Origin of the sequence: Pararhodobacter sp., assembly GCF_034676545.1 — a bacterium.
Taxonomy (GTDB): domain Bacteria; phylum Pseudomonadota; class Alphaproteobacteria; order Rhodobacterales; family Rhodobacteraceae; genus Pararhodobacter.
Window position 1 is genome coordinate 1,423,387 of the sequence record NZ_JAUCBZ010000015.1, and the last position, 19,426, is coordinate 1,442,812.

Here is a 19,426-nt window from a genome sequence, read left to right on the forward strand (position 1 = left end):
TCTGCGGGGCATCCATGAGGGCTGGCCTTGGGTGCCCGTGGTGCCCATGGTGCCCGTGATGAAGGTGACGTGAGCATGGTGAACCCGGCGGATGGGCCGTTTCTGGCGCAGCTTGACGGGCAACTGCCCAAGGGCACGCTGCGCCCCGTCGCGCAACGCTATCTCGAAGAGCCGCGCGGGCGCTATCACGGTCAGGCCGGGGCGGTGGCCTGCCCGGCGACCGTCGATGAGGTCTCGGTGATCCTGCGCGCCGCGAATGCCACCCGCGTCGGGGTAATCCCCTATGGCGGCGGCACCGGATTGGTGGCGGGGCAGGTGTGCCCGGACGGGGCCTTGCCGCTGTTGCTGTCGCTGGAGCGCATGAGCGCGATCCGCGCGGTGGAACCTGCGGGCAACGTGATGGAGGTCGAGGCCGGCTGCATTCTGGCGGAGGTGCAAGCGGCCGCCGACGCGGTGGACCGGCTGTTCCCGCTGTCGCTGGGTTCCGAGGGGACGGCGCGGATCGGTGGATTGCTGGGCACGAACGCGGGTGGCACGGGTGTGCTGCGCTGGGGCAATATGCGCGATCAATGTCTGGGGCTGGAGGTGGTGCTGGCCGATGGGCGGGTGATGCACGGCCTCAAGCGGTTGCGCAAAGACAATATGGGCTATGATGTGCGGCATCTGCTGATCGGCTCCGAGGGCACGTTGGGGGTGATCACGGCGGCCAGTCTGCGGCTGGTGGCGCGCCCGGCGCGGAGCGGCGCGGCGGTGATGGTGGTGCGCGACCCGGCGGCGGCGCTGGCCTTGCTGGGACTGGCGCAGGCGCGGTTGGGCGAGGGGGTCTCGGGGTTCGAGTTGATCAGTGGCGTCGGGCTGAGGTTTCTCGACGAGGTCATGCCGCAGATCCGTCAGCCCTTTGCAGCGCGCCCGGACTGGATGGTTCTGGTGGATCTGGGTCTGGCCGAAGGGTTGGACCCGGCGCAGGAATTGGAGCGGTTGTTCGAGCTCGCGCTGGAACAGGGCTTGGTCGCGGATGGGGTGATCGCCCAGAACGCCGCGCAACGCGCGCAATTCTGGGCTGTGCGTGAAGCAATCCCCGAGGCGAATCGGTTGATCGGCTCCATATCGAGCCATGATGTTTCGGTGCCGCTGGAGTCGGTGCCGGGGTTCATCGAGGCGGCGACGGCGGCGTTGGCGCGGCTGGGCGCGTTTCGGATCAACTGTTTTGGCCATGTCGGCGACGGCAACCTGCATTTCAACGTGTTTCCGCCGCAAGGCCGGGCGCGTTCGGGGTATGAGGCGCTGCACCGGCCGGTGATGGATCTGGTGCATGATATCGTCGCCTCGCTGGGCGGTTCGGTCAGCGCCGAGCACGGGGTCGGGCGTCTGAAAGTCACGGATCTGGAGCGCTATGGGGATCCGGTTGCGGTGGCAATGATGCGGGCGATCAAGGCGGTGCTGGATCCGCACGGCATTCTGAACCCCGGCGCGGTTTTACGCGGCTAGGAGGCGCGCGCGCGGCGCTCCCACCCGCCCCCCCGCTTGCGCGCGCGCCAGCACATCGTCTTGTGACGCATGCGCCTGTGGTGACGGGGGCGTGAGTATTTTTGGCAAGATGAAAGCGGGGCGTTGTGGTGTTTGGGGTGGGCTGGTTGTGGGCCTTGGGCGTTTTGGCGTTTTGGTGCCGGGACAGCCGGCGGTTTTGGCGGATTGCGCAGGGTGGGCGGCGGTTTTCATCTGTGTTCCGGGCAGGTTGCGGCGGAAACGCGGCACGGGGTTTTGTGGCGACACGATTGTGGAATCCGGCCTCTCGTTCGGTTTGAAATTGGTTTTCGCCCATGTTAGGGCCGTGTTCAGCAAGTTCCCGGTCGGAGGCAGGGGTGGATCTGATCCAAGAGAAAGCCGAAGATTGGTGGGAGGTCGAAGCGCTGTATGATTTGTGCTTCGCGCCGGGTCGTTCTGCGTTGTCATCGTACCGGTTGCGCGAAGGCGTGCCGCCCGTGGCGGAGTTGTGTCTGTGTTTGCGCGACAGGACAGGGGCGATGGTGGCGGCCATCCGCCAGTGGCCGGTGCGGGTGGGCGGGGCACCCTGTTTGCTGTTGGGGCCGGTTGCGGTTCACCCGACGCGACAGGGCGAAGGGATGGCGCGTGATCTGATCGCGCGCAGCGTTGCCATTGCGCGGGATCTGGGGTGGGAGCGCGAGTTGCTGGTGGGGGATGAGCCCTATTATCGGCGCTTTGGCTTTCGCAAGGTGCCCGGTGTGATCATGCCGCCGCCAACCAACCCGGACCGGGTGCTGGGGTTGGAACTGGTCGAGGGTGCATGGCAGGGCGTGTCGGGGGCGGTGACCCGGTACACGGATTAAGAGCTTGGCAGGCTTCGGATATATTTGACGACCTCGGGTCGGATATCATCGACGCCGCGGCGCATCGCGTCGCTAATCAAGGCCGCGACGTCGGAAAGATCGGCACGCAGGATCAGGTCCTTGACCGGGCCGATGGAGGCCGGACGCATCGACAAGGACCGAATGCCGGCCCCGGCCAGCGTCAGGGCCTCGACCGGGCGGCCGGCGTCTTCGCCGCAAAAGGACACCATGGTTCCGGCACGGTCGCAACGCGCGACGATTTTCTGGATGAAGGTCAGGAAGCTGATCGACAAGGTGTCGTAACGCCGCCGCACCAGTTCGTTCTCGCGGTCGGCGGCAAAGAAGAATTGCTTGAGATCATTGCCGCCGATCGAGATGAAATCGGCCAGTTCAAAGAACGCATCGGGCGCGAAGGCGAGGCTGGGGGTTTCCAGCATCGCGCCAATCTCCAAGGCGCTGGGGAGGGCGTGGCCCAGATGCGCCTCGCGGTCGATTTCGCGCAGCAAGAGATCGCGCGCGGCGGTGAATTCGGACATTTCCGCCACCAGCGGAAACATCACCGTCAAGGGGCCGCCGGCGGCGGCGCGGATCAGGGCTTGCAACTGCATGCGCATGACCCCCGGTTTGTCGAGGCCCACGCGGATCGCGCGCCAGCCCATCGCGGGATTGGGCTCTTCGGGGCGGTTCATGTAGGGCATGACCTTGTCCGAGCCGATATCCAGCGTGCGGAACGCCACGCGGCGGCCGTCGGCGGCCTTGAGAACGCGGGCGTAAAGCGCCGCCAATTCCGAGCGGCGGGGCATGGAATTGCGCAGCAAGAACTGCAATTCGGTGCGGAACAGGCCAACGCCTTCGGCACCCGATCCTTCGAGCGAGGGCAGGTCGGCCATGATGCCCGCGTTCATGTGCAGCGCGATCTTGCTGCCGCAGCGGGCAACCGCCGGGATTTCGCGCAGGGCGGCAAACCGTGCGGCGGCCTGGGTCTGCATGATGATCTTGTCGCGATAGGCCGAGGCCACGCTGTCATCGGGGCGCAGATGCACCACGCCGTCATCGCCGTCGACAATGATGTGATCGCCGGTCAGTGCCTCGGTGGTGATGCCGGTGCAATGCACGATCAGCGGGATCGCCAGCGCGCGGGCGACGATGGCGGCATGTGAACCGACCGAGCCTTCTTCGAGGACCACGCCCTTGAGCTTTTTGCCGTATTCCAGCAATTCGCCAGGGCCGATATTGCGCGCCACCAGAATGGGGCGGTCGGGCATCACGGCGCCGGTATCCGTGCCCTGACCGGTCAGGATGCGCAGCAGCCGGTTCGAGAGGTCGTCGAGATCGTGCAGGCGGTCGCGCAGATAGGGGTCGGGCACCAGTTGCAGGCGGGCGCGGGCCTGGGATTGCTCTTTTTCGACGGCGGCTTCGCAGGACAGGCCGTTTTCGATGGATTGTTCCATGCGCCGCAGCCAGCCGCGCGAATTGGCGAACATGCGGTAGGCTTCGAGGATTTCGCGGTGTTCGGTATCGGCGTCGATGGTCAGTTTGAGCAAGTCATCGACCGATCCGCGCAGTTCCGACACGGCGGCGCGAATGCGCGCGACCTCGGCGACGGGGTCGTCGTTGACGAAGTTGGTGACCACGACACGCGGCTCATGCAGCCAGACCTGGCCCTCGGCGGTGCCCTCTTGCGCGGCGCCACCGCGCAACATTGCCGCGTGGGTGTGCCGGGACGCGATGGAGCTGTCGTCATTGGTGAATGCGCCGAGTTCGGTCATCTCGGCCAGAACCATCGCCACCACGTCGAGCGCATAGATCTCTTCGTCGGAATACGCGCGGCCATGTTTCGACTGGATGACAAGCACGCCCAGTTTTTCGCCCAGACGCTGAATCGGCAAGCCGAGAAAGCTGGGGAAGGTTTCTTCGCCCGTCTCGGGCATGAAGCGAAAACCGCGTTCGGAGGGGGCGTCGGCGGTGTTGACCACAGAGGCGGTGCGCGCGACGCGGCCGACCAGACCCTCGCCCAGCTTCAGCCGTGTCTTGTGGACGGCGGAGGGGTTCAGGCCGGTGGTGGCGCAGAGTTCCAGTGTCTCGCGGTCGCGAAACAGATAGATCGAGCACACATCGGTAAACATCGACTCGGCGATCAGACCCGTGATGCGATTCAACCGTTCCTGACCCTGGCCAGGCTCGGCCAAGGTGTCGCGCAATCGCCGCAGCAACTTGCGGCTTTCGCTTTCGCTACGATCCTGCATCCGGGCGCGTGTCCTTGCGGTTGTACGGGGGTGAGCCATCTGACAGTAAATCAACTGACGGCAGAAGGGAAACAGCTTTGATGCCGTTGTCCCTCAGGGCCGCCAATCGGCCGGCCTGTTTCGCGACGTCGGGGTCAGGCGCTGCCGATGCCCTCAGACGGCTTCGCCGGCCGTGCCCAGATCGAAGGCGTCATGCAGGGTCTGCACGGCCAGTTCCACATATTTGCGGTCGATCAGCACCGAGATCTTGATCTCGGAGGTTGCGATCACCTTGATGTTCACGCCCTCATTGGCCAGCGATTTGAACATCTTGGCGGCAACCCCCGCGTGGCTGCGCATCCCGATGCCGACCACCGAAACCTTGGACACCTCGGTATCGACGACCAGATCGGTGTAATCGATGGACCCCGAGGCCTTGGCCTGTTCCATCGCCTTGCGGGCTTTGCCGATCTGATCGACGGGGCAGGAAAAGGTCATGTCGGTGACCGCTCCGGGGTGCGCCTCGTCATGGGCTTTTTCGCTGATATTCTGGACGATCATGTCCACATTCACGCCCGCTTCGGCCAGCGGGCCAAAGATCGCGGCGGCAATGCCGGGGCGGTCCTCGACGGTGACAAGCGTGATCTTGGCTTCATCGCGCGAAAAGGCGATGCCTGAAACAACTTTGGATTCCATGATTTCCTCCTCGGCGCAGACCAATGTGCCGGATGTTTCGTCAGTGTCTTCAAAGGATGACAACACGCGCAGCCGAACCTTGTAGCGCATCGCCAGTTCGACGGACCGCGTTTGCAAGACCTTGGCCCCGAGGCTGGAGAGTTCCAGCATCTCCTCGTAGCTGATCTTGTCGAGCTTGCGGGCTTTGGATGTGACGCGCGGATCGGTGGTGTAGACCCCGTCAACGTCGGTGTAGGTGTCACAGCGTTCCGCGCCAAAGGCGGCGGCAAAGGCCACGGCCGTGGTGTCGGACCCGCCGCGGCCCAGCGTGGTGATGCGGCCTTCGGGGCTAAGGCCCTGAAAGCCCGCGACCACGGCAACCTTGAAGCCTTCGGCAAACTTGGCGTCGATGTTGGCGCGCGGAATCGAGACGAAGCGTGCGGCGCTATGGGCCGAGGTGGTGTTGATCGGCACCTGCCAGCCCTGCCAGCTGCGCGCCGAGACGCCCATATCCTGCAAGCGCAGCGCCAACAAGCCGGCGGTGATATTCTCGCCGCTGGAAACCACCGCGTCATATTCACGCGCGTCAAAGAAGTCAGAGGTCTTGTTGACCCAGCCGACCAGTTCGTTGGTCTTGCCGGCCATCGCCGACACGATGACGATCACGTTGTAGCCGCGCTCGACTTCGCGTTGGACCTTGGCGGCCACATTCGCGATCCGATCCAGATCGGCCACCGACGTCCCGCCGAATTTCATCACCAGAATAGGCATTCACGCCCCCGCAGAGTTTCCGTCCCGCATCCCGTGTGCGGCGCGGGTTCTCTTACGCGGGGGCGACGTTGCGTGCAAGGGCTGCGAGGGTCGGGCGCGCAGGCGACAGGTCTTGGCGCGGGCGGCTTGCAGGGCACCCGAGGTCGGGGCCAGGCGGCCTAATTGGTCTTGGTCTTTGGCAGAAACGGCAGCGGCATCACCGACACGCCGTCATCCAGCAGGGCCTTGGCCTCGTCCAGCCGGGCCTCGCCCCAGATCGGGCGGTCCGGGGCATCGCCAAGGTGCATCGCGCGGGCTTCGGCGACAAACCTGTTGCCGACGTAATCCGCGTTCTCTTCGATTTCGCGGCGCAGGGCTGCCAGTTTTTGATTGGTATTGTGCGGGCCGGGGGCCGCGGGCTTGGTGGTTGTCAACGCAACCGCCGGGGCCATCAGAGCCTTTTCGATCCGCACGCTGCCGCATTCCACGCATGCGACATGGCCCCCCTTGAGCAGGCTGTCAAAGGCCGTTGCCGAGGCAAACCAGCTTTCAAAATCATGGCCTTGATCGCATTTGAGCGTGTAGCGGATCATGGGGGTGCCCGTCGTTGATATCCGCTCCAAGATAGGCGGTGACGCCCCCGATGCAAGGGACATTGCCGCCCGCGGCGCCGATCAGCGGCCGCTTTCCTTGACCGATTCCATTGCCACATGCGTCGAGGTCGAGGAAACATGCGGCAAGCTGGAAATGCGTTCGGCCAGAATTTGGCGGTAATTGTGAATGTCGGAGCTGCGCACCTTGAGCAAATAGTCAAAGGCCCCGGCGATCAGGTGGCACTCTTCGATTTCGACGGTCGCGTTCACCGCATCCTTGAAGGCACGCAGCGCGGCTTCGCGGGTGTCGTTGAGCCGGACCTCGACAAAGACCACATGCCCGAGCCCCAGGCGTTGATGATCCAGCAGGGCTTGATATCCGGTGATGAACCCCTCACGCTCGAGGCGCTTCAACCGCGCCTGAGTCGGCGATTTCGACAGGCTGATCCGGCTGGCCAATTCGGTGACGCTGATACGCCCGTCCCGGCGCAGGATGCTTAGAATCGCAAGGTCAAAGCTGTCCAGATCGTTGCGGGTCATTGTGCTGCCTTGGGTCGAAAATATGGTCGTTTGGACCGCAGATCATCTGTAATCGGGAAGCAGATCGGTTTCAATGCGGATATCATCGGGAAAATCGCACAAGGTGTTGATATGCGCGCTGACCCACTGAACCACCCGATCCCGCAATCCGAGGCCGCCGTTGTCGCGGATCTGATAGCCAAAGCGGCGCTGGACGGCCCGGCGCGCGCGCACATCGCGGCGCGCGGTGCCGATCTGGTGCGTGCAATCCGCAGCAGCACGAAACCCGGCCTGATGGAGGTGTTCCTGGCCGAATATGGCCTGTCGACGGATGAGGGCGTCGCGCTGATGTGTCTGGCCGAGGCGCTGTTGCGGGTGCCCGACGCGGGCACGATGGATGCGCTGATCGAGGACAAGATCTCGCCGTCAAATTGGGGGCTGCACCTGGGGCATTCCTCGTCCTCGCTGGTCAATGCCTCGACCTGGGCGCTGATGCTGACGGGTCGTGTGTTGGACGAGGGCGAGCCGGGCGTTGCCGGGCATCTGCGCGCCGCGGTCAAACGTCTGGGCGAGCCGGTGATCCGTGCCGCCGTGGGCCGCGCCATGAAGGAAATGGGCCGCCAGTTCGTGCTGGGCGAGACGATTCAATCGGCGATGAGACGCGGCGCGGGCATGGAGGCGCGCGGCTATACCTATTCCTATGACATGCTGGGCGAAGCGGCGCGCACCGAGCAGGACGCGCTGCGCTATCAGGCGGCCTATGCGACGGCGATCGAGGCCATCGGGCTGGGTTGCAAGGGCGATGATATCCGCGCCAATCCGGGGATTTCGGTGAAACTGAGCGCATTGCATCCGCGCTATGAGGAAGGACAGCGCGAACAGGTGTTGCGCGATCTGGTGCCGCGGGTCAGCAAGCTGGCGCGGCTGGCGGCGCGGCGTGGCATGGGGTTCAACATCGACGCCGAAGAGCAGGACCGTCTGGTGCTGTCGCGCGACGTGATCGAAGCGGTGCTGGCCGACCCGGCGCTGGAGGGATGGGACGGGTTCGGCGTGGTGGTGCAGGCCTACGGGCCGCGCGCGGGCGCGATGATCGACTGGCTGCATGGGGTGGCCACGCGGCTGGATCGCAAGTTGATGGTGCGACTGGTCAAGGGTGCGTATTGGGACACGGAAATCAAGCGCGCGCAGGTTCTGGGGCTGCCGGGCTTTCCGGTGTTCACCGCCAAGACCGCGACCGACATCAGCTATATCGCCAATGCGCGCAAGCTGTTGGGCATGACCGACCGGATCTATCCGCAATTCGCCACGCATAACGCGCATACGGTGGCGGCGGTGCTGGAGATGGCAGAGGGGCTGGATGCGGAGCTTTATGAATTCCAGCGTCTGCATGGCATGGGCGAGCAATTGCACGATCTGGTGCATACGCGCGAGGCCACGCGCTGCCGGATTTATGCGCCGGTGGGGGCGCATCGCGACCTGTTGGCCTATCTGGTGCGGCGACTGTTGGAGAACGGCGCGAACAGCTCGTTCGTCAACCAGATCGTCGATGAAACGGTCCCCGCCGAGGTGGTCGCGGCCTGTCCGATCGCGGCGCATAAACCGCGTGCGATCACCAAGGGGCCGGACCTGTTTGCGCCGGAACGGGTGAACTCGGTTGGCCGTGACCTGACCGCCGCGCCAGACCGCGAGGCGATTTATGCCGCGCGGGCCGGGTTCGAGGAGCGGGTGTTCAAGGGTGGTCCGTTGCTGGCGGTGGCGGCTGCGGGGGGGGGCGGTGCAGGCGGTGTTCAACCCGGCCAGATCCACGGAATTGGTCGGGCAGGTGCAACTGGCAAGCCGCGATGATGTCGAGGCTGCGTTGGCGGCGGCGCGGGTCTGGGAGGCGTCTGCGGATGAGCGCGCGGCGATCCTCAACCGGGCCGCCGATCTCTATGAGGCCAATGTGGGGCAGTTCTTTGCGCTGCTGGCGCGGGAAGCGGGCAAGGGCTTGCCCGATTGCGAGGGCGAGTTGCGCGAGGCGGTGGATTTCCTGCGCTATTATGCCGCGCGGATCGACCCCGGGATGACTCCGCGCGGGCGGCTGGTCTGTATCTCGCCGTGGAATTTCCCGCTGGCGATTTTCACCGGGCAGATCGCCGGGGCCTTGGCGGCGGGCAATGCGGTGCTGGCGAAACCCGCCGAGCAAACGCCGCTGATCGCGCATCTCGCCACCCACCTGATGCTGCAGGCGGGGGTTCCCGCGACCGCGTTGCAACTGTTGCCCGGCGAGGGGGCGACAGTGGGGGCGGCGCTGACCAGCGATGCGCGCGTCGATGGCGTGGTGTTCACCGGCTCGACGGACACCGCGCAGATCATCCGGCGGTCGATGGCCGAACATCTGGACCCCGGCGCGCCGCTGATCGCGGAAACCGGCGGGTTGAACGCGATGATCGTCGATTCGACCGCGCTGCCGGAGCAAGCCGTGCGCGACATCATCGCCAGTGCGTTCCAATCGGCGGGCCAACGGTGCTCGGCGCTGCGGTGTTTGTATCTGCAAGAGGATGTCGCCGATCACATCCTGCAAATGCTGTTCGGGGCGATGGACGCGCTGCACATCGGCGATCCGTGGCATTTGTCGACCGACGTCGGCCCGGTGATCGACGCCGAGGCGGCGCGTGATATCCGGGCCTATGTGTCGCAGGCGCGGCGTGAGCGGCGCGTGATGCATGAGTTGCGCGCGCCCGACGGCGGGCATTTTGTGGCCCCCGTGGCGATCGAGGTCCGTGGCATCGAGGATCTGGAGCGCGAGGTGTTTGGCCCGGTGCTGCATGTCGCGCGGTTCAAGGCCAGCGACCTGCCCAAGGTCATGGCGGCGATCAACGCGCGCGGCTATGGGCTGACCTTTGGACTGCACACCCGGATTGACAACCGGGTGCAAGAGGTGGTCGAGGCGATGCGCTGCGGCAACCTGTACGTCAACCGCAACCAGATTGGCGCGGTGGTGGGCAGCCAGCCGTTCGGCGGCGAGGGGCTGTCGGGGACCGGGCCGAAGGCGGGCGGGCCGGCGTATGTGGCGCGCCTTGCCGCGCCCAAACCAGCGCCCGATGTGAGCGGCGCGGCGACACCCGCCAATCTGAGCGCTTTGTCCGGGGCGGTTGCGGCAGCGCTTGCCGCTGGCGCGGCAAGCGATCCCCTTGCGATTCGGGACATGCCCGGGCCAACCGGCGAGTCGAACCGGTTGAGCGAGCATTCCCGCGCGCCTGTCATGTGCCTCGGCCCCGGCGCGGCTGCCGAAGAGGCCCAGGCCCGGGTGATTCGCGGATTCGGTGGCGTTGCGGTCTGTTCCGGTGGCGCGGTTCCGGCAGCGTGGCTGGCGCAGGCGGACGGCCTGTCCGGTGTGGTGTGGTGGGGCGATGCGGAGACGGCGCGCACCTATGCCAAGGCCTTGGCCTCGCGCTCCGGTCCGATCCTGCCGGTGATCACCGCCATGCCCGATATCGCCCATGCTTTGACCGAGCGGCATCTGTGCGTGGACACAACTGCGTCAGGTGGCAACGCGCAACTGTTGGTTGAAGCGGCGGGTGCTTGACGCAGCGCGCAAGATCGCGGAAATGTCGCGCCATGTTACCAATCCGCGACCGCAACCCCTCCGGGCACACGCCTTTTGTCACCTGGGCCTTGATCGCCCTGAACTTTGTCGTGTTCCTGTCCTACTGGCCGGCGGGCACCGAGGAGAGTGTGAGCGCCGTGTTCCACGCCTGGGGCATGGTGCCTGCACAAATTTCGGCGGGTGAGCGGCTGATCACGCCGCTGACGTCGATTTTCATTCACGGTGGATGGTTTCACATCGGCCTCAACATGCTGTTTTTGCGCATCTTTGGCGACAATCTGGAATTCGAGATGGGGGCCTTGCCGTTTCTGGGCTTTTATCTGGCCTGCGGGTTGATCGCGGCGATGATGCAATATGTCGCAGCGATTGACAGCCCGGTGCCTGTGGCGGGCGCGTCGGGGGCCGTGGCGGGGGTCATGGGGGGCTATTTGCTGATGTTCCCGCGCGCCCGCGTCGAGCTGATGCTCTATCTGGTGGTGACGATGCGGGTGGTCGCGGTGCCGGCGTGGTTTCTGTTGAGCCTGTGGTTCACGCTTCAGGTTTGGGGCGGGTTATCGACGCCGCCGTCCTCGACCTCGGTTGCGTTCTGGGCGCATATCGGTGGATTTCTGGCCGGGGTCGGCATGGCCGCGCGGCTGTGGCGGATGCGTGGCGGCACGATGTTCTGGCGTCGGTTCCACGGGCTTCCGCCGCATCCGTTGGCGCAATTGTCGATGCCTGTCGTGCGCCGTCGCGGGGCCGTTTTGCCGCCGCCCGTGGCGCGCGGTCTGTTTCGGCGCGATGAATAACCCGTGAAAGCCTCGGCTACCACCGCAACCAGCGCGGCCCGATCACGGCGCCGATCGCGACCATGATCAGGATGTTCAGCCCGTAGGCGGGGCCAAAGAACAGCAGCGAATCCTCAGGGCAATGCAGCGAATACACCGCCGTGCCCGCCGCCCCTGCCAGCAACCCGGCGGCCGCCCCTGCCTGACGCAGGTTTGCCGGCGCGCCCGATTTCATGGCCCAGATCACCGCCGCAAGGGGCAGGCTGGACAGGAGCGGGATCGAGACAAAACATGTGATCAGGTTCGGCGTCTGCAGGGCGCTTTTCAACCCGGACCACCCCCCCGAAAGCAGCCCCTGCGCCAGTGCCACGGCAAAGCCGATGGCCACGACGCCGATGGTCGCCCATTGCGCGCGCGCCCGCGCCTCGGGGTGCGAGAGGCCGTGCGCCAGCCACAGCGCGATCAGTGCCAGACCGGCGGGCAGGACGGTCTTGATCAACGCAGGCGAGGCGATGGCGGCCGAGAGATCCGGGCGCACGCTCCACAAGGCAATCAGCGCCAGCAGCGAGACCAGCACCGCCAGCGGCAACGCCTGAAACAACCGTGTGCCGGTGGATTTCTGCGGCGTTGTGTCAGCCACCAGGGCGGCGATCAGGTCTTCGGTTTTCATTCAATCATCCTTTCCCGCAACCGCGCGAGAGATTTCAGCGCCCGATGCAACGCGACACGCACCGCCCCTTCGGTCATGCCCAGACGCGCGCCGGTATCGGCGGCACTCTCGCCGTCGATGCCAATCGCCCGCACGATTTGCGCGGCGCGTGGCTCCAGCCGGTCGATCACGCGGTCCATGTCCTGCGCCTCGAACGGATCGGGGTCGGCGGGGGCGGGCAGCACGTCGATGAAATCCTCGACCGGCAGGTCGATCCGTTTCCCCCCGCGCGCGGAACGCATCCACCACCTTGTGCCGCGTCACGGCATAGAGCCAGGGCCGCAGCGGCGCGTCCTCGCGCCATGTCTGGCGCTTCATATGGATCGTCAGCAAGACCTCCTGCACGACATCCTCGCAACCTTCAGGGCCCAACGCCCCACCGCGTGCGCGCACAATGCCCCGCACAACGGGCGTGATCTCGACCAGGAGCCGCGCATAGGGCTGCTGCTCGCCCCGGTTCGCGGCGCGCATCAGGTCTTCCCAACTGGCATCAGCAGGCAGAGTCACACAGTCTCCATACGGGTGGAACGGACCACTTGTTACACCGCCAGACGGCAAGTCCACGCGAAAGTTTTTCAAGTCACGGGTGCGTGATCCGCGTAACGTTGCTGTCTTTTTCTACGTCTTGTCGAGCAGGTCCGCAACGGATGCGGCCACCAACAGGAGAGAAACCATGAACAAATCGACCCCGATCCTTGCCGCTTCGATCGCCGCCGCCCTGAGCATGGCGGCGGGTGCCGCCAGCGCCGAAAGCCACGCCGCCGCGCAGGAAAAATGCTATGGCGTCTCGCTTGCCGGTGCCAATGATTGCGCGGCCGGTCCGGGCACGACCTGCGCCGGGTCGTCGACGATGGATTATCAGGGCAACGCCTGGGAGATGGTTCCGGCGGGCACCTGCGAGACGATGGAAATCCCGGCTGACGGCATGGGCCACGCGCGTTTGGGCGTGACCGAAGCGACGCTGGCCGAGGGGTCGTATGGCCCCGGCGTGAATCGCGATCTGCCGGCCGGTTTGGATGCGGCGATTGCGGCGACCTACATGCCTGTCACGATGTGATCCGCCCTTTGGCCGCCCCGGCGAGGGCCGGGGTGGCCAATTTCGACCATTCCCGAATCAAGGATCGCGCGATGACCCTGCCAGCGACCCCCGGCCTCGGCTTCAAGCCCGAGCATTTCGATCAGATCATGGCCCGGCCCGGCGCAGTCGGGTTCTATGAGGTTCATGCCGAGAATTACATGGGCGCGGGCGGTGCCCCGCATCACATGCTGGAACGTCTGCATGACGCGCACGCGCTTTCGATCCACGGGGTTGGCCTGTCGATTGGCGGGGCGGGGCCGCTGGACCGCGCGCATCTGGCGCGGCTGCGGGGCCTGATGGATCGCCACAAACCCGAGAGTTTTTCCGAGCATCTGGCGTGGTCCTCGCATGGGGCGGCGTGGCTCAATGACCTGCTGCCGCTGCCCTATACCGACCAGACGCTCACCACGATCTGCGACCATATCGACGAGACCCAAGAGGCGCTGGGCTGCCGGTTGTTGCTGGAGAACCCGGCGACCTATGTGACCTTTGCCGACAGCACCTGGCCCGAGACCGCGTTTCTGGCGCAGATCGCGCGGCGCACCGGCTGCGGGTTGCTTCTGGACGTCAACAACGTCTTTGTCAGCGCCACCAATCACCGCACCGACCCGCGCGCCTATCTGGCGGAGTTCCCGCTGGATCTGGTGGGCGAGATCCACCTGGCGGGTCACGAGGCCGAGGCGCTGCCCGACGGCCCCTTGTTGATCGACAGCCATTCGCGCCCCGTCGCCGACCCGGTCTGGACCCTGTTTTCCGAGGTTCTGGCCCGCACGGGCCCGCTGCCCAGCCTGATCGAATGGGACAACGAGGTGCCCGGTTTCGACGTGCTGCTGGCCGAGGCGGCGCGGGCCGAAACCCGCCTGAAAGGCGCGCGCCATGTCCGGGCCGCGTGACGCCCATGCCATGATGCAGGCGCGGTTTCAGGCCGCGCTCTGGTCGCCCGAGACCCCCGAGGGGTTGGGCGCGGCCTGCGCGAATGACCGCCGCTTTCTGGTCTATCGCAACAACGTGCAGCATGGGCTGTGCAGCGCTCTGCGGCAACGATTCCCGGTGGTTGACCGGCTGGTCGGCACTGAGTTCTTCACCGCCATGGCCCGTGTTTTCGCCGCGCGGCATCCGCCCGAAACCCCGGTTCTGATCGACTGGGGCGGTGAGTTTCCGGCATTTCTGCAAGGGTTTCCGCCGGTCGCCAAGCTGCCCTATCTGCCCGATGTCGCACGGCTGGAACTGGCGCGGGGCCGCGCCTATCACGCCGCCGATGCGCCCACCGCTGACCCCGCCGCCTTGCTTGCGGGCGATCCCTCGGGGTTGCGCCTGACCCTCGCGCCATCGGTCAGCGCCTTTGCCAGCCGATTCCCCGCGGTGACGATCTGGGCCAACAACCAGCCCGGCACCAGCCAGCAGCCGGTTCCCAAAGGCCCCGAATACGCGCTGATCGGGCGCACGCCGCACTTTGACGTGCCGGTCCTTGCGCTGGACGCGGCGCAACACGCGATCCTTGTCGCCCTCCTCGACGGCGCGCCCTTGGGCGAGGCCGCTGCCGACCACGACCCCACCGTTTTACTGGCCTTGTTGCTGCAACACGGGCTGATCACCGCCATCACGGGAGAGACCTCATGACCGACCTCAGCCACACCGTCACCGACCCGCGCAGCAGGGTGCTGCACCTGAACTCCTGGATCGGAGGGTTGGTGCCGCGCGATCTGGTGGCTCTGGCGGCGCGGGTGTTCGTGGCCTGGGTGTTCTGGCTGTCGGGGCAAACCAAGGTCGATGGTTTCGCGATTGCCGACTCGACGTGGTTCCTGTTCGAGCATGAATACGCGCTGCCCCTGATCCCCTTCACCTGGGCGGCGGTCATGGCGACCCTCGCCGAGCATCTCTTTTCCGTGCTGCTGGTCGCGGGTCTGTTCACCCGGTTCGCCGCCGCCGCGCTCCTGGTCATGACCGCCGTGATCCAGATTTTCGTCTATCCGCAGGCCTGGGTGACGCATGGGCTTTGGGCTGCCAGCTTCCTTGCCGTGATGGCGTACGGGCCGGGGCGGATTTCCTTGGACCGCCTGCTGGGGCTGGATCGCTGACCTGCGGCTGAAATCAGCCATTGCCTGACTGTGCCGCAGCACTCTAACCTGCGGCACAAGGTCAATTGGGGGTTTTTCATGACTGACGTGCCGTTGTGGCAGCTTTCTGCCAGCGAACTTTCCGCGCGGATCCACGCCAGAGAGGTCAGCGCCACCGAGGCGGTCAGCGCCTCGATCGACCGGATGCAGGCGGTGAACCCGGACCTGAACGCGGTGGTGGTCGATCTGTCCGAGGCGGCGCTGATCCGCGCGCGGGCGCTGGATGCCCACTCCGGCGACAAAGGCCCGCTGCACGGCGTGCCGATCACCATCAAGATCAACGTCGATCAGGTGGGGCAGGCGACATCGAACGGCTTGCCCGCGCTCAAGGACTGGATCGCGGCCGAGGATGCGCCGCTGGTCAAGAACCTGCTGGATGCGGGCGCGGTGGTGATTGGCCGCACCAACACGCCCGAGTTTTCCTTTCGCATCGACACCGACAACCCGCTGCACGGCCGCACGCATAACCCCTGGGGCAAGCATATCAGCGCGGGGGGCTCATCGGGCGGCGCGGGCTCGGCGGTGATGGCCGGGTGCGGGGCGCTGGCACATGGCAATGACATCGCCGGGTCGCTGCGCTTTCCGGCGGCGGCCAATGGCGCGGTGACGGTCAAGCCGGGGCTGGGGCGCGTGCCGGCGTGGAACCCCTCGCAAGCGGCCGAACGCGGGATGCTGTCGCAATCCATGTCGGTGCAGGGGCTGATCACCCGCAGCGCGCGTGACCTGCATCTGGCGATGCCGGCGATGATCCGCGCCGATCCGCGCGACCCGTTCCATGTGCCGCTGCCGTGGCGCGGCGCGGCGCTGGAGGGGCCGATCAAGGTCGGCTTTACCACCGAGATGCTGGGCAACGCATTGCACCCCGAGGTTGCCGCCTCGCTGAACGATGCGCGCGCAGCACTGGTTGACGCAGGCTACGCGCTGACCGAGATCACCCCGCCGTCCCTCGCCGACCTTGCCGAAATGGGCATTCGCGCCCTGATGACCGAGACGCAGGCCATGTCCGGCCCGGATATCGCGCGCATCGGCTCGGACACGGTGCGGGCGATCTTTGACGAATATTTCCGCCAGTTCCCGCCCTATGCCACCGACGACTACCTGCGCGTGCTGGCTGCGCGCACCGGCTTGGCGCGGCAATGGTCACTGTTGCTGGCCGAATACCCGCTGGTGCTGACCCCCTTCATGCCGCAGCCGTTCTTTGGCCCGGGCCGCGACACGCAAGGGGCCGAGGGTGTGCACGAGGCGCTGGCCTCGGCATTCTGGTGCACGGGGTTCAACTTTCTCGGCCTGCCCGCCGGGAATGTGCCCGCGCGCCTCGCGGCGCTCGACACCGGGCCGCAACCGATCGGCGTGCAGATCGTCGGGCAGCGCTGGCGCGAGGATCTGGTCGTCGATGCGATGATCGCCATCGAGGACCGGATCGGCCCGATGGCCCCGCACCTGTGGTCCCGGATGGGCTGACCCCACGCAGCGCTCTTGCGGCTTCATCTTGCCAAAAATACTCAAACCTGGCTGGCCCGGTGGCGCTGCGGGGTCAGGCCTCGCCGCGCACCTCGACCATGCGCGCCAAGAGCGCGACGCCCAAAGGCAGTGCTGCGTCATCAAAGACATAGCCGGGGTTGTGCAGCGGCACCGCGCCCGCGTGGCCGACCATGCAATAGGCACCCGGCACGACTTGCAGCATATCGGCGAAATCTTCTGACCCCATGACCTGCCGGGTGGAGATCTGCGCCTTCGTGCCAACGAGCCCCTGTGCGACGTCAATCATTGCCTCTGACAAGGTCGGGTCGTTTTCGAGAACGTCGAACACATTGCGCATGTCGAGCGCAATCTGCACGCCGTAAGACTTGGCCATTCCGGCGCAGAGATCCTGCATCCGGGTGCGCACCATGGCCGCCGTGTCGCGGTTGAAATAGCGCATGGTTCCGGCCAGGGTCGCGACTTCGGGCAGAACATTATAGGCGGCTCCGGCGTGGAATTGGGTCACCGAGAGCACGATCTGATCCGAGGGTTCCACATTGCGCGACACGATGGATTGCAATTGCTGCACCAGCGACGAGGCAATGACGATGCTGTCAATGCCGGCATCGGGTGCGGCGGCGTGGCAGCCCTTGGCGGTCAGGGTGATGTCAAAGAAATCCGCCCCGGCCAGCGCCTTGCCGGGGGTGATGTTGATGACGCCGGGGTTGCCCGACGGCCAGTTGTGCAAGCCGTAAATCTCGTCACACGGGAATTTCTTGAACAACCCGTCGGCGATCATGCGCCGCGCGCCGCCCAACCCCTCTTCGGCGGGCTGAAAGATGAACACGACGGTGCCGGCAAAGTCGCGGGTTTCTGACAGATAGCGCGCCGCGCCCAGCAAGATCGTGGTGTGCGCGTCATGGCCGCAGGCGTGCATCACACCGGGGGTTTTCGAGGCATAGGGCAGGTTGGTCAATTCGTGGATCGGCAGCGCATCCATATCGGCGCGCAGGCCGATCGTGCGCCCGGGGCGGTTGCCTTTCAGGACACCAACGACGCCGGTCTTGCCCAGACCCGTGGTGATCTCGATCCCCAGGGATTTGAGGTGCTCCGCGACAATGCCAGAGGTACGGATTTCTTCAAAGCCAAGTTCCGGGTGTTCGTGCAGGTCATGGCGGATGGCGGTGAGCTCTGCGGCAAAATCTTGGATGCGTTGGGGAATGGACATGGGGGCTCCGGCTTGGGGTCCGGGCAGTTTGCGCTTTGGGGGTTGCCGAATGCAACCGGTTTGTTGGCGGTGAGCTGCCGGGTCCGGGGCCACAAGGACCCCGGACCCGGCAGCCCGGAGAGGCGGCCCGGCCCGGCGGGCCGCGCCTGTCGGGGGCTCTGCCCCCGGGGCGCCAATGGTTGCCGGGTCGCTTGGGGTCAAGTTGGCGCGCGACGGGGCCAAGATGCCGTTTTTGCGATGGATGTCCCGTTTCATCGAATTGTTGAAAATCGTCGCGATTTTGTGGCTATTGTTTACGAAACGAGAGGGTCGTCGTGTCATATCTGGAAAGCATCAAGGTGTTCGTGCGGGTGGTTGAGCTGGGGTCGATCACCTCGGGCGGACGCGACTTGCGGTTGACGCCCGCTGTGGCCTCGAAACGGATCAAGCAGTTGGAGGCACGGCTGGGCACCCGTTTGCTGAACCGAACCACCCGCAAGCTGGTTCCGACCGAGGCGGGGCGGGTTTTTTATGAACAGGCGCGGCTGGTGGTTGCGACCCTGGAAGATGCCGAAGCCTCGCTTGCCGGGTTCGCGGGCCGACCGCGCGGCACCATCCGGGTGACCGCGCCTCTGGGGCTGGGGCGGCGGCTGATCGCGCCTTTGGTGCCCCGGTTTTGCGACGCGTTTCCAGAGGTTGATGTCCGTCTGCGGCTTTCGGATCGGCGGGTTGATCTGTTTGAAGAAGAACTGGACGTGGCGTTTTTCCTCGGCGCGCCGATGGATTCCAACCTGAAACTGCGCAAAATCATGGATTGCCCGCGTGTGCTGTGCGCCTCACCGGCGTATCTGGCGCAGCGCGGCACGCCTTTGGTGCCGTTAGACCTGCTGGACCAGAAGCACAATTGCCTGCTGCTGCAATTCCCGCGCTCGCCCGAATATTTCTGGGTCCTGCAAACTCCCGGCGGGCCGCTCAAACTGGACGTCGGCGGACGGTTCGACGCCGATGAGGGCGATGTCTTGTTGCATTGGGCGTTGGATGATCGGGGGATCGTGAACAAGCCACGGATCGAAGTGTCGCGGTTTCTGGAAAGCGGCGCGTTGGTCGAGCTCCTGCCACAGACGCCGCCGGTGCCGTCGGTGTTCGGCTGTCTGTACCCGCACCGCAAGCTGCAAGACCCCAAGGTGCACAGGTTCATTGATTACATGATCCGCCATTGCCGGGCCGGTTTGGATGTCGGCCTCAATCAGGGTTAACAGAAACACGTTGTTTCCAATTGCCCCATAATTGCCCTTATTCGGTCCGAGAAACCCCACAAACCCTGTCTATTCCTGATCCTCGATACCAAAGATCAAGCCCGGTGTCGGCGTGCGGTCCCTGTTGAGGCC

General features: G+C 65.5%; 16 protein-coding genes and 2 pseudogenes. 10 read left to right on the forward strand and 8 right to left on the reverse strand.

Translation table 11 applies throughout. The annotated features are described in order from the left end of the window. The first annotated feature begins 75 nt into the window (after positions 1-75). Positions 76-1,488, forward strand: coding sequence for an FAD-binding oxidoreductase (locus tag VDQ28_RS10425; RefSeq protein WP_323038107.1), 1,413 nt, complete (start codon positions 76-78; stop codon positions 1,486-1,488). A gap of 332 nt (positions 1,489-1,820) precedes the next feature. Further along, positions 1,821-2,348, forward strand: coding sequence for an N-acetyltransferase (locus VDQ28_RS10430; RefSeq protein WP_323035877.1), 528 nt, complete (start codon positions 1,821-1,823; stop codon positions 2,346-2,348). On the opposite strand, the gene ptsP is transcribed toward VDQ28_RS10430, so the two are convergent. From ptsP to VDQ28_RS10450, 4 genes are all read right to left on the reverse strand, one after another. Continuing rightward, positions 2,345-4,594, reverse strand: a complete 2,250-nt coding sequence (gene ptsP, locus VDQ28_RS10435) for a phosphoenolpyruvate--protein phosphotransferase (RefSeq protein ID WP_323035878.1) — start codon at positions 4,592-4,594, stop codon at positions 2,345-2,347. The genes VDQ28_RS10430 and ptsP overlap by 4 nt on opposite strands. A gap of 153 nt (positions 4,595-4,747) precedes the next feature. Then, positions 4,748-6,019 (reverse strand): aspartate kinase, encoded by a 1,272-nt coding sequence (locus VDQ28_RS10440; protein ID WP_323035879.1) that lies wholly within the window; start codon positions 6,017-6,019, stop codon positions 4,748-4,750. A 158-nt stretch (positions 6,020-6,177) separates the two neighbouring features. Continuing rightward, positions 6,178-6,591 (reverse strand): DUF1178 family protein, encoded by a 414-nt coding sequence (locus VDQ28_RS10445; protein ID WP_323035880.1) that lies wholly within the window; start codon positions 6,589-6,591, stop codon positions 6,178-6,180. An 81-nt stretch (positions 6,592-6,672) separates the two neighbouring features. After that, positions 6,673-7,131 (reverse strand): Lrp/AsnC family transcriptional regulator, encoded by a 459-nt coding sequence (locus VDQ28_RS10450; protein ID WP_323035881.1) that lies wholly within the window; start codon positions 7,129-7,131, stop codon positions 6,673-6,675. Between the two features lie 111 nt (positions 7,132-7,242). Here VDQ28_RS10450 and putA point away from each other — a divergent pair. Both putA and VDQ28_RS10460 read left to right on the forward strand, forming a co-directional pair. Further along, positions 7,243-10,678 (forward strand): annotated as a pseudogene (gene putA / locus VDQ28_RS10455) (bifunctional proline dehydrogenase/L-glutamate gamma-semialdehyde dehydrogenase PutA). Between the two features lie 32 nt (positions 10,679-10,710). After that, positions 10,711-11,487 (forward strand): rhomboid family intramembrane serine protease, encoded by a 777-nt coding sequence (locus VDQ28_RS10460; RefSeq protein WP_323035882.1) that lies wholly within the window; start codon positions 10,711-10,713, stop codon positions 11,485-11,487. A 16-nt stretch (positions 11,488-11,503) separates the two neighbouring features. Here the strand turns inward: VDQ28_RS10460 and VDQ28_RS10465 are convergent, their stop codons facing one another. The 3 genes and pseudogenes from VDQ28_RS10465 to VDQ28_RS10475 all read right to left on the reverse strand — a co-directional run. Then, positions 11,504-12,136 carry a DUF1109 domain-containing protein gene (locus tag VDQ28_RS10465; RefSeq protein WP_323035883.1) on the reverse strand — a complete coding sequence of 211 codons (633 nt, stop codon included), beginning with the start codon at positions 12,134-12,136 and terminating at the stop codon, positions 11,504-11,506. Then, positions 12,133-12,417 carry a sigma factor-like helix-turn-helix DNA-binding protein gene (locus tag VDQ28_RS10470; protein ID WP_323035884.1) on the reverse strand — a complete coding sequence of 95 codons (285 nt, stop codon included), beginning with the start codon at positions 12,415-12,417 and terminating at the stop codon, positions 12,133-12,135. The genes VDQ28_RS10465 and VDQ28_RS10470 overlap by 4 nt, the downstream gene beginning before the upstream one ends. A 40-nt stretch (positions 12,418-12,457) precedes the next feature. Continuing rightward, positions 12,458-12,646, reverse strand: a pseudogene (locus tag VDQ28_RS10475) (sigD protein); the annotation flags it as partial. A 202-nt stretch (positions 12,647-12,848) separates the two neighbouring features. On the opposite strand from VDQ28_RS10475, the gene VDQ28_RS10480 reads away from it, so the two are divergent. From VDQ28_RS10480 to VDQ28_RS10500, 5 genes are all read left to right on the forward strand, one after another. Further along, a complete protein-coding gene (locus VDQ28_RS10480) occupies positions 12,849-13,232 on the forward strand; it encodes a DUF2282 domain-containing protein (protein ID WP_323035885.1) in 384 nt (127 codons plus the stop codon). A gap of 71 nt (positions 13,233-13,303) precedes the next feature. Further along, positions 13,304-14,146: a DUF692 domain-containing protein gene (locus VDQ28_RS10485; RefSeq protein ID WP_323035886.1), complete on the forward strand. Its 843-nt coding sequence runs from the start codon at positions 13,304-13,306 to the stop codon at positions 14,144-14,146. Continuing rightward, a complete protein-coding gene (locus VDQ28_RS10490; RefSeq protein WP_323035887.1) occupies positions 14,130-14,873 on the forward strand; it encodes a DNA-binding domain-containing protein in 744 nt (247 codons plus the stop codon). Before VDQ28_RS10485 ends, VDQ28_RS10490 begins: the two co-directional genes overlap by 17 nt. Further along, positions 14,870-15,331 (forward strand): DoxX family protein, encoded by a 462-nt coding sequence (locus VDQ28_RS10495; protein WP_323035888.1) that lies wholly within the window; start codon positions 14,870-14,872, stop codon positions 15,329-15,331. The genes VDQ28_RS10490 and VDQ28_RS10495 overlap by 4 nt, the downstream gene beginning before the upstream one ends. Before the next feature lie 78 nt (positions 15,332-15,409). Then, entirely contained in the window at positions 15,410-16,831 is a 1,422-nt protein-coding gene (locus VDQ28_RS10500; protein WP_323035889.1) for an amidase family protein, read from the forward strand. Positions 16,832-16,904: 73 nt separating this feature from the next. On the opposite strand, the gene VDQ28_RS10505 is transcribed toward VDQ28_RS10500, so the two are convergent. Next, positions 16,905-18,059 (reverse strand): M20 aminoacylase family protein, encoded by a 1,155-nt coding sequence (locus VDQ28_RS10505; RefSeq protein WP_323035890.1) that lies wholly within the window; start codon positions 18,057-18,059, stop codon positions 16,905-16,907. 314 nt (positions 18,060-18,373) lie between these two features. Here VDQ28_RS10505 and VDQ28_RS10510 point away from each other — a divergent pair, with 314 nt between their 5' ends. Then, on the forward strand, positions 18,374-19,294 hold the full coding sequence (locus VDQ28_RS10510) for a LysR family transcriptional regulator (RefSeq protein WP_323035891.1): 921 nt from the start codon (positions 18,374-18,376) through the stop codon (positions 19,292-19,294). The last annotated feature ends 132 nt before the right edge of the window (positions 19,295-19,426 follow it).

Bases quoted from the DNA above. Each gene is read 5' to 3' on its own strand.
- VDQ28_RS10425 (WP_323038107.1), top strand. From the start codon at position 76: ATGGTGAACCCGGCGGATGGGCCGTTTCTGGCGCAGCTTGACGGGCAA.
- VDQ28_RS10430 (WP_323035877.1), top strand. From the start codon at position 1,821: ATGTTAGGGCCGTGTTCAGCAAGTTCCCGGTCGGAGGCAGGGGTGGAT.
- ptsP (WP_323035878.1), bottom strand. From the start codon at position 4,594: ATGCAGGATCGTAGCGAAAGCGAAAGCCGCAAGTTGCTGCGGCGATTG.
- VDQ28_RS10440 (WP_323035879.1), bottom strand. From the start codon at position 6,019: ATGCCTATTCTGGTGATGAAATTCGGCGGGACGTCGGTGGCCGATCTG.
- VDQ28_RS10445 (WP_323035880.1), bottom strand. From the start codon at position 6,591: ATGATCCGCTACACGCTCAAATGCGATCAAGGCCATGATTTTGAAAGC.
- VDQ28_RS10450 (WP_323035881.1), bottom strand. From the start codon at position 7,131: ATGACCCGCAACGATCTGGACAGCTTTGACCTTGCGATTCTAAGCATC.
- VDQ28_RS10460 (WP_323035882.1), top strand. From the start codon at position 10,711: ATGTTACCAATCCGCGACCGCAACCCCTCCGGGCACACGCCTTTTGTC.
- VDQ28_RS10465 (WP_323035883.1), bottom strand. From the start codon at position 12,136: ATGAAAACCGAAGACCTGATCGCCGCCCTGGTGGCTGACACAACGCCG.
- VDQ28_RS10470 (WP_323035884.1), bottom strand. From the start codon at position 12,417: ATGCGTTCCGCGCGCGGGGGGAAACGGATCGACCTGCCGGTCGAGGAT.
- VDQ28_RS10480 (WP_323035885.1), top strand. From the start codon at position 12,849: ATGAACAAATCGACCCCGATCCTTGCCGCTTCGATCGCCGCCGCCCTG.
- VDQ28_RS10485 (WP_323035886.1), top strand. From the start codon at position 13,304: ATGACCCTGCCAGCGACCCCCGGCCTCGGCTTCAAGCCCGAGCATTTC.
- VDQ28_RS10490 (WP_323035887.1), top strand. From the start codon at position 14,130: ATGTCCGGGCCGCGTGACGCCCATGCCATGATGCAGGCGCGGTTTCAG.
- VDQ28_RS10495 (WP_323035888.1), top strand. From the start codon at position 14,870: ATGACCGACCTCAGCCACACCGTCACCGACCCGCGCAGCAGGGTGCTG.
- VDQ28_RS10500 (WP_323035889.1), top strand. From the start codon at position 15,410: ATGACTGACGTGCCGTTGTGGCAGCTTTCTGCCAGCGAACTTTCCGCG.
- VDQ28_RS10505 (WP_323035890.1), bottom strand. From the start codon at position 18,059: ATGTCCATTCCCCAACGCATCCAAGATTTTGCCGCAGAGCTCACCGCC.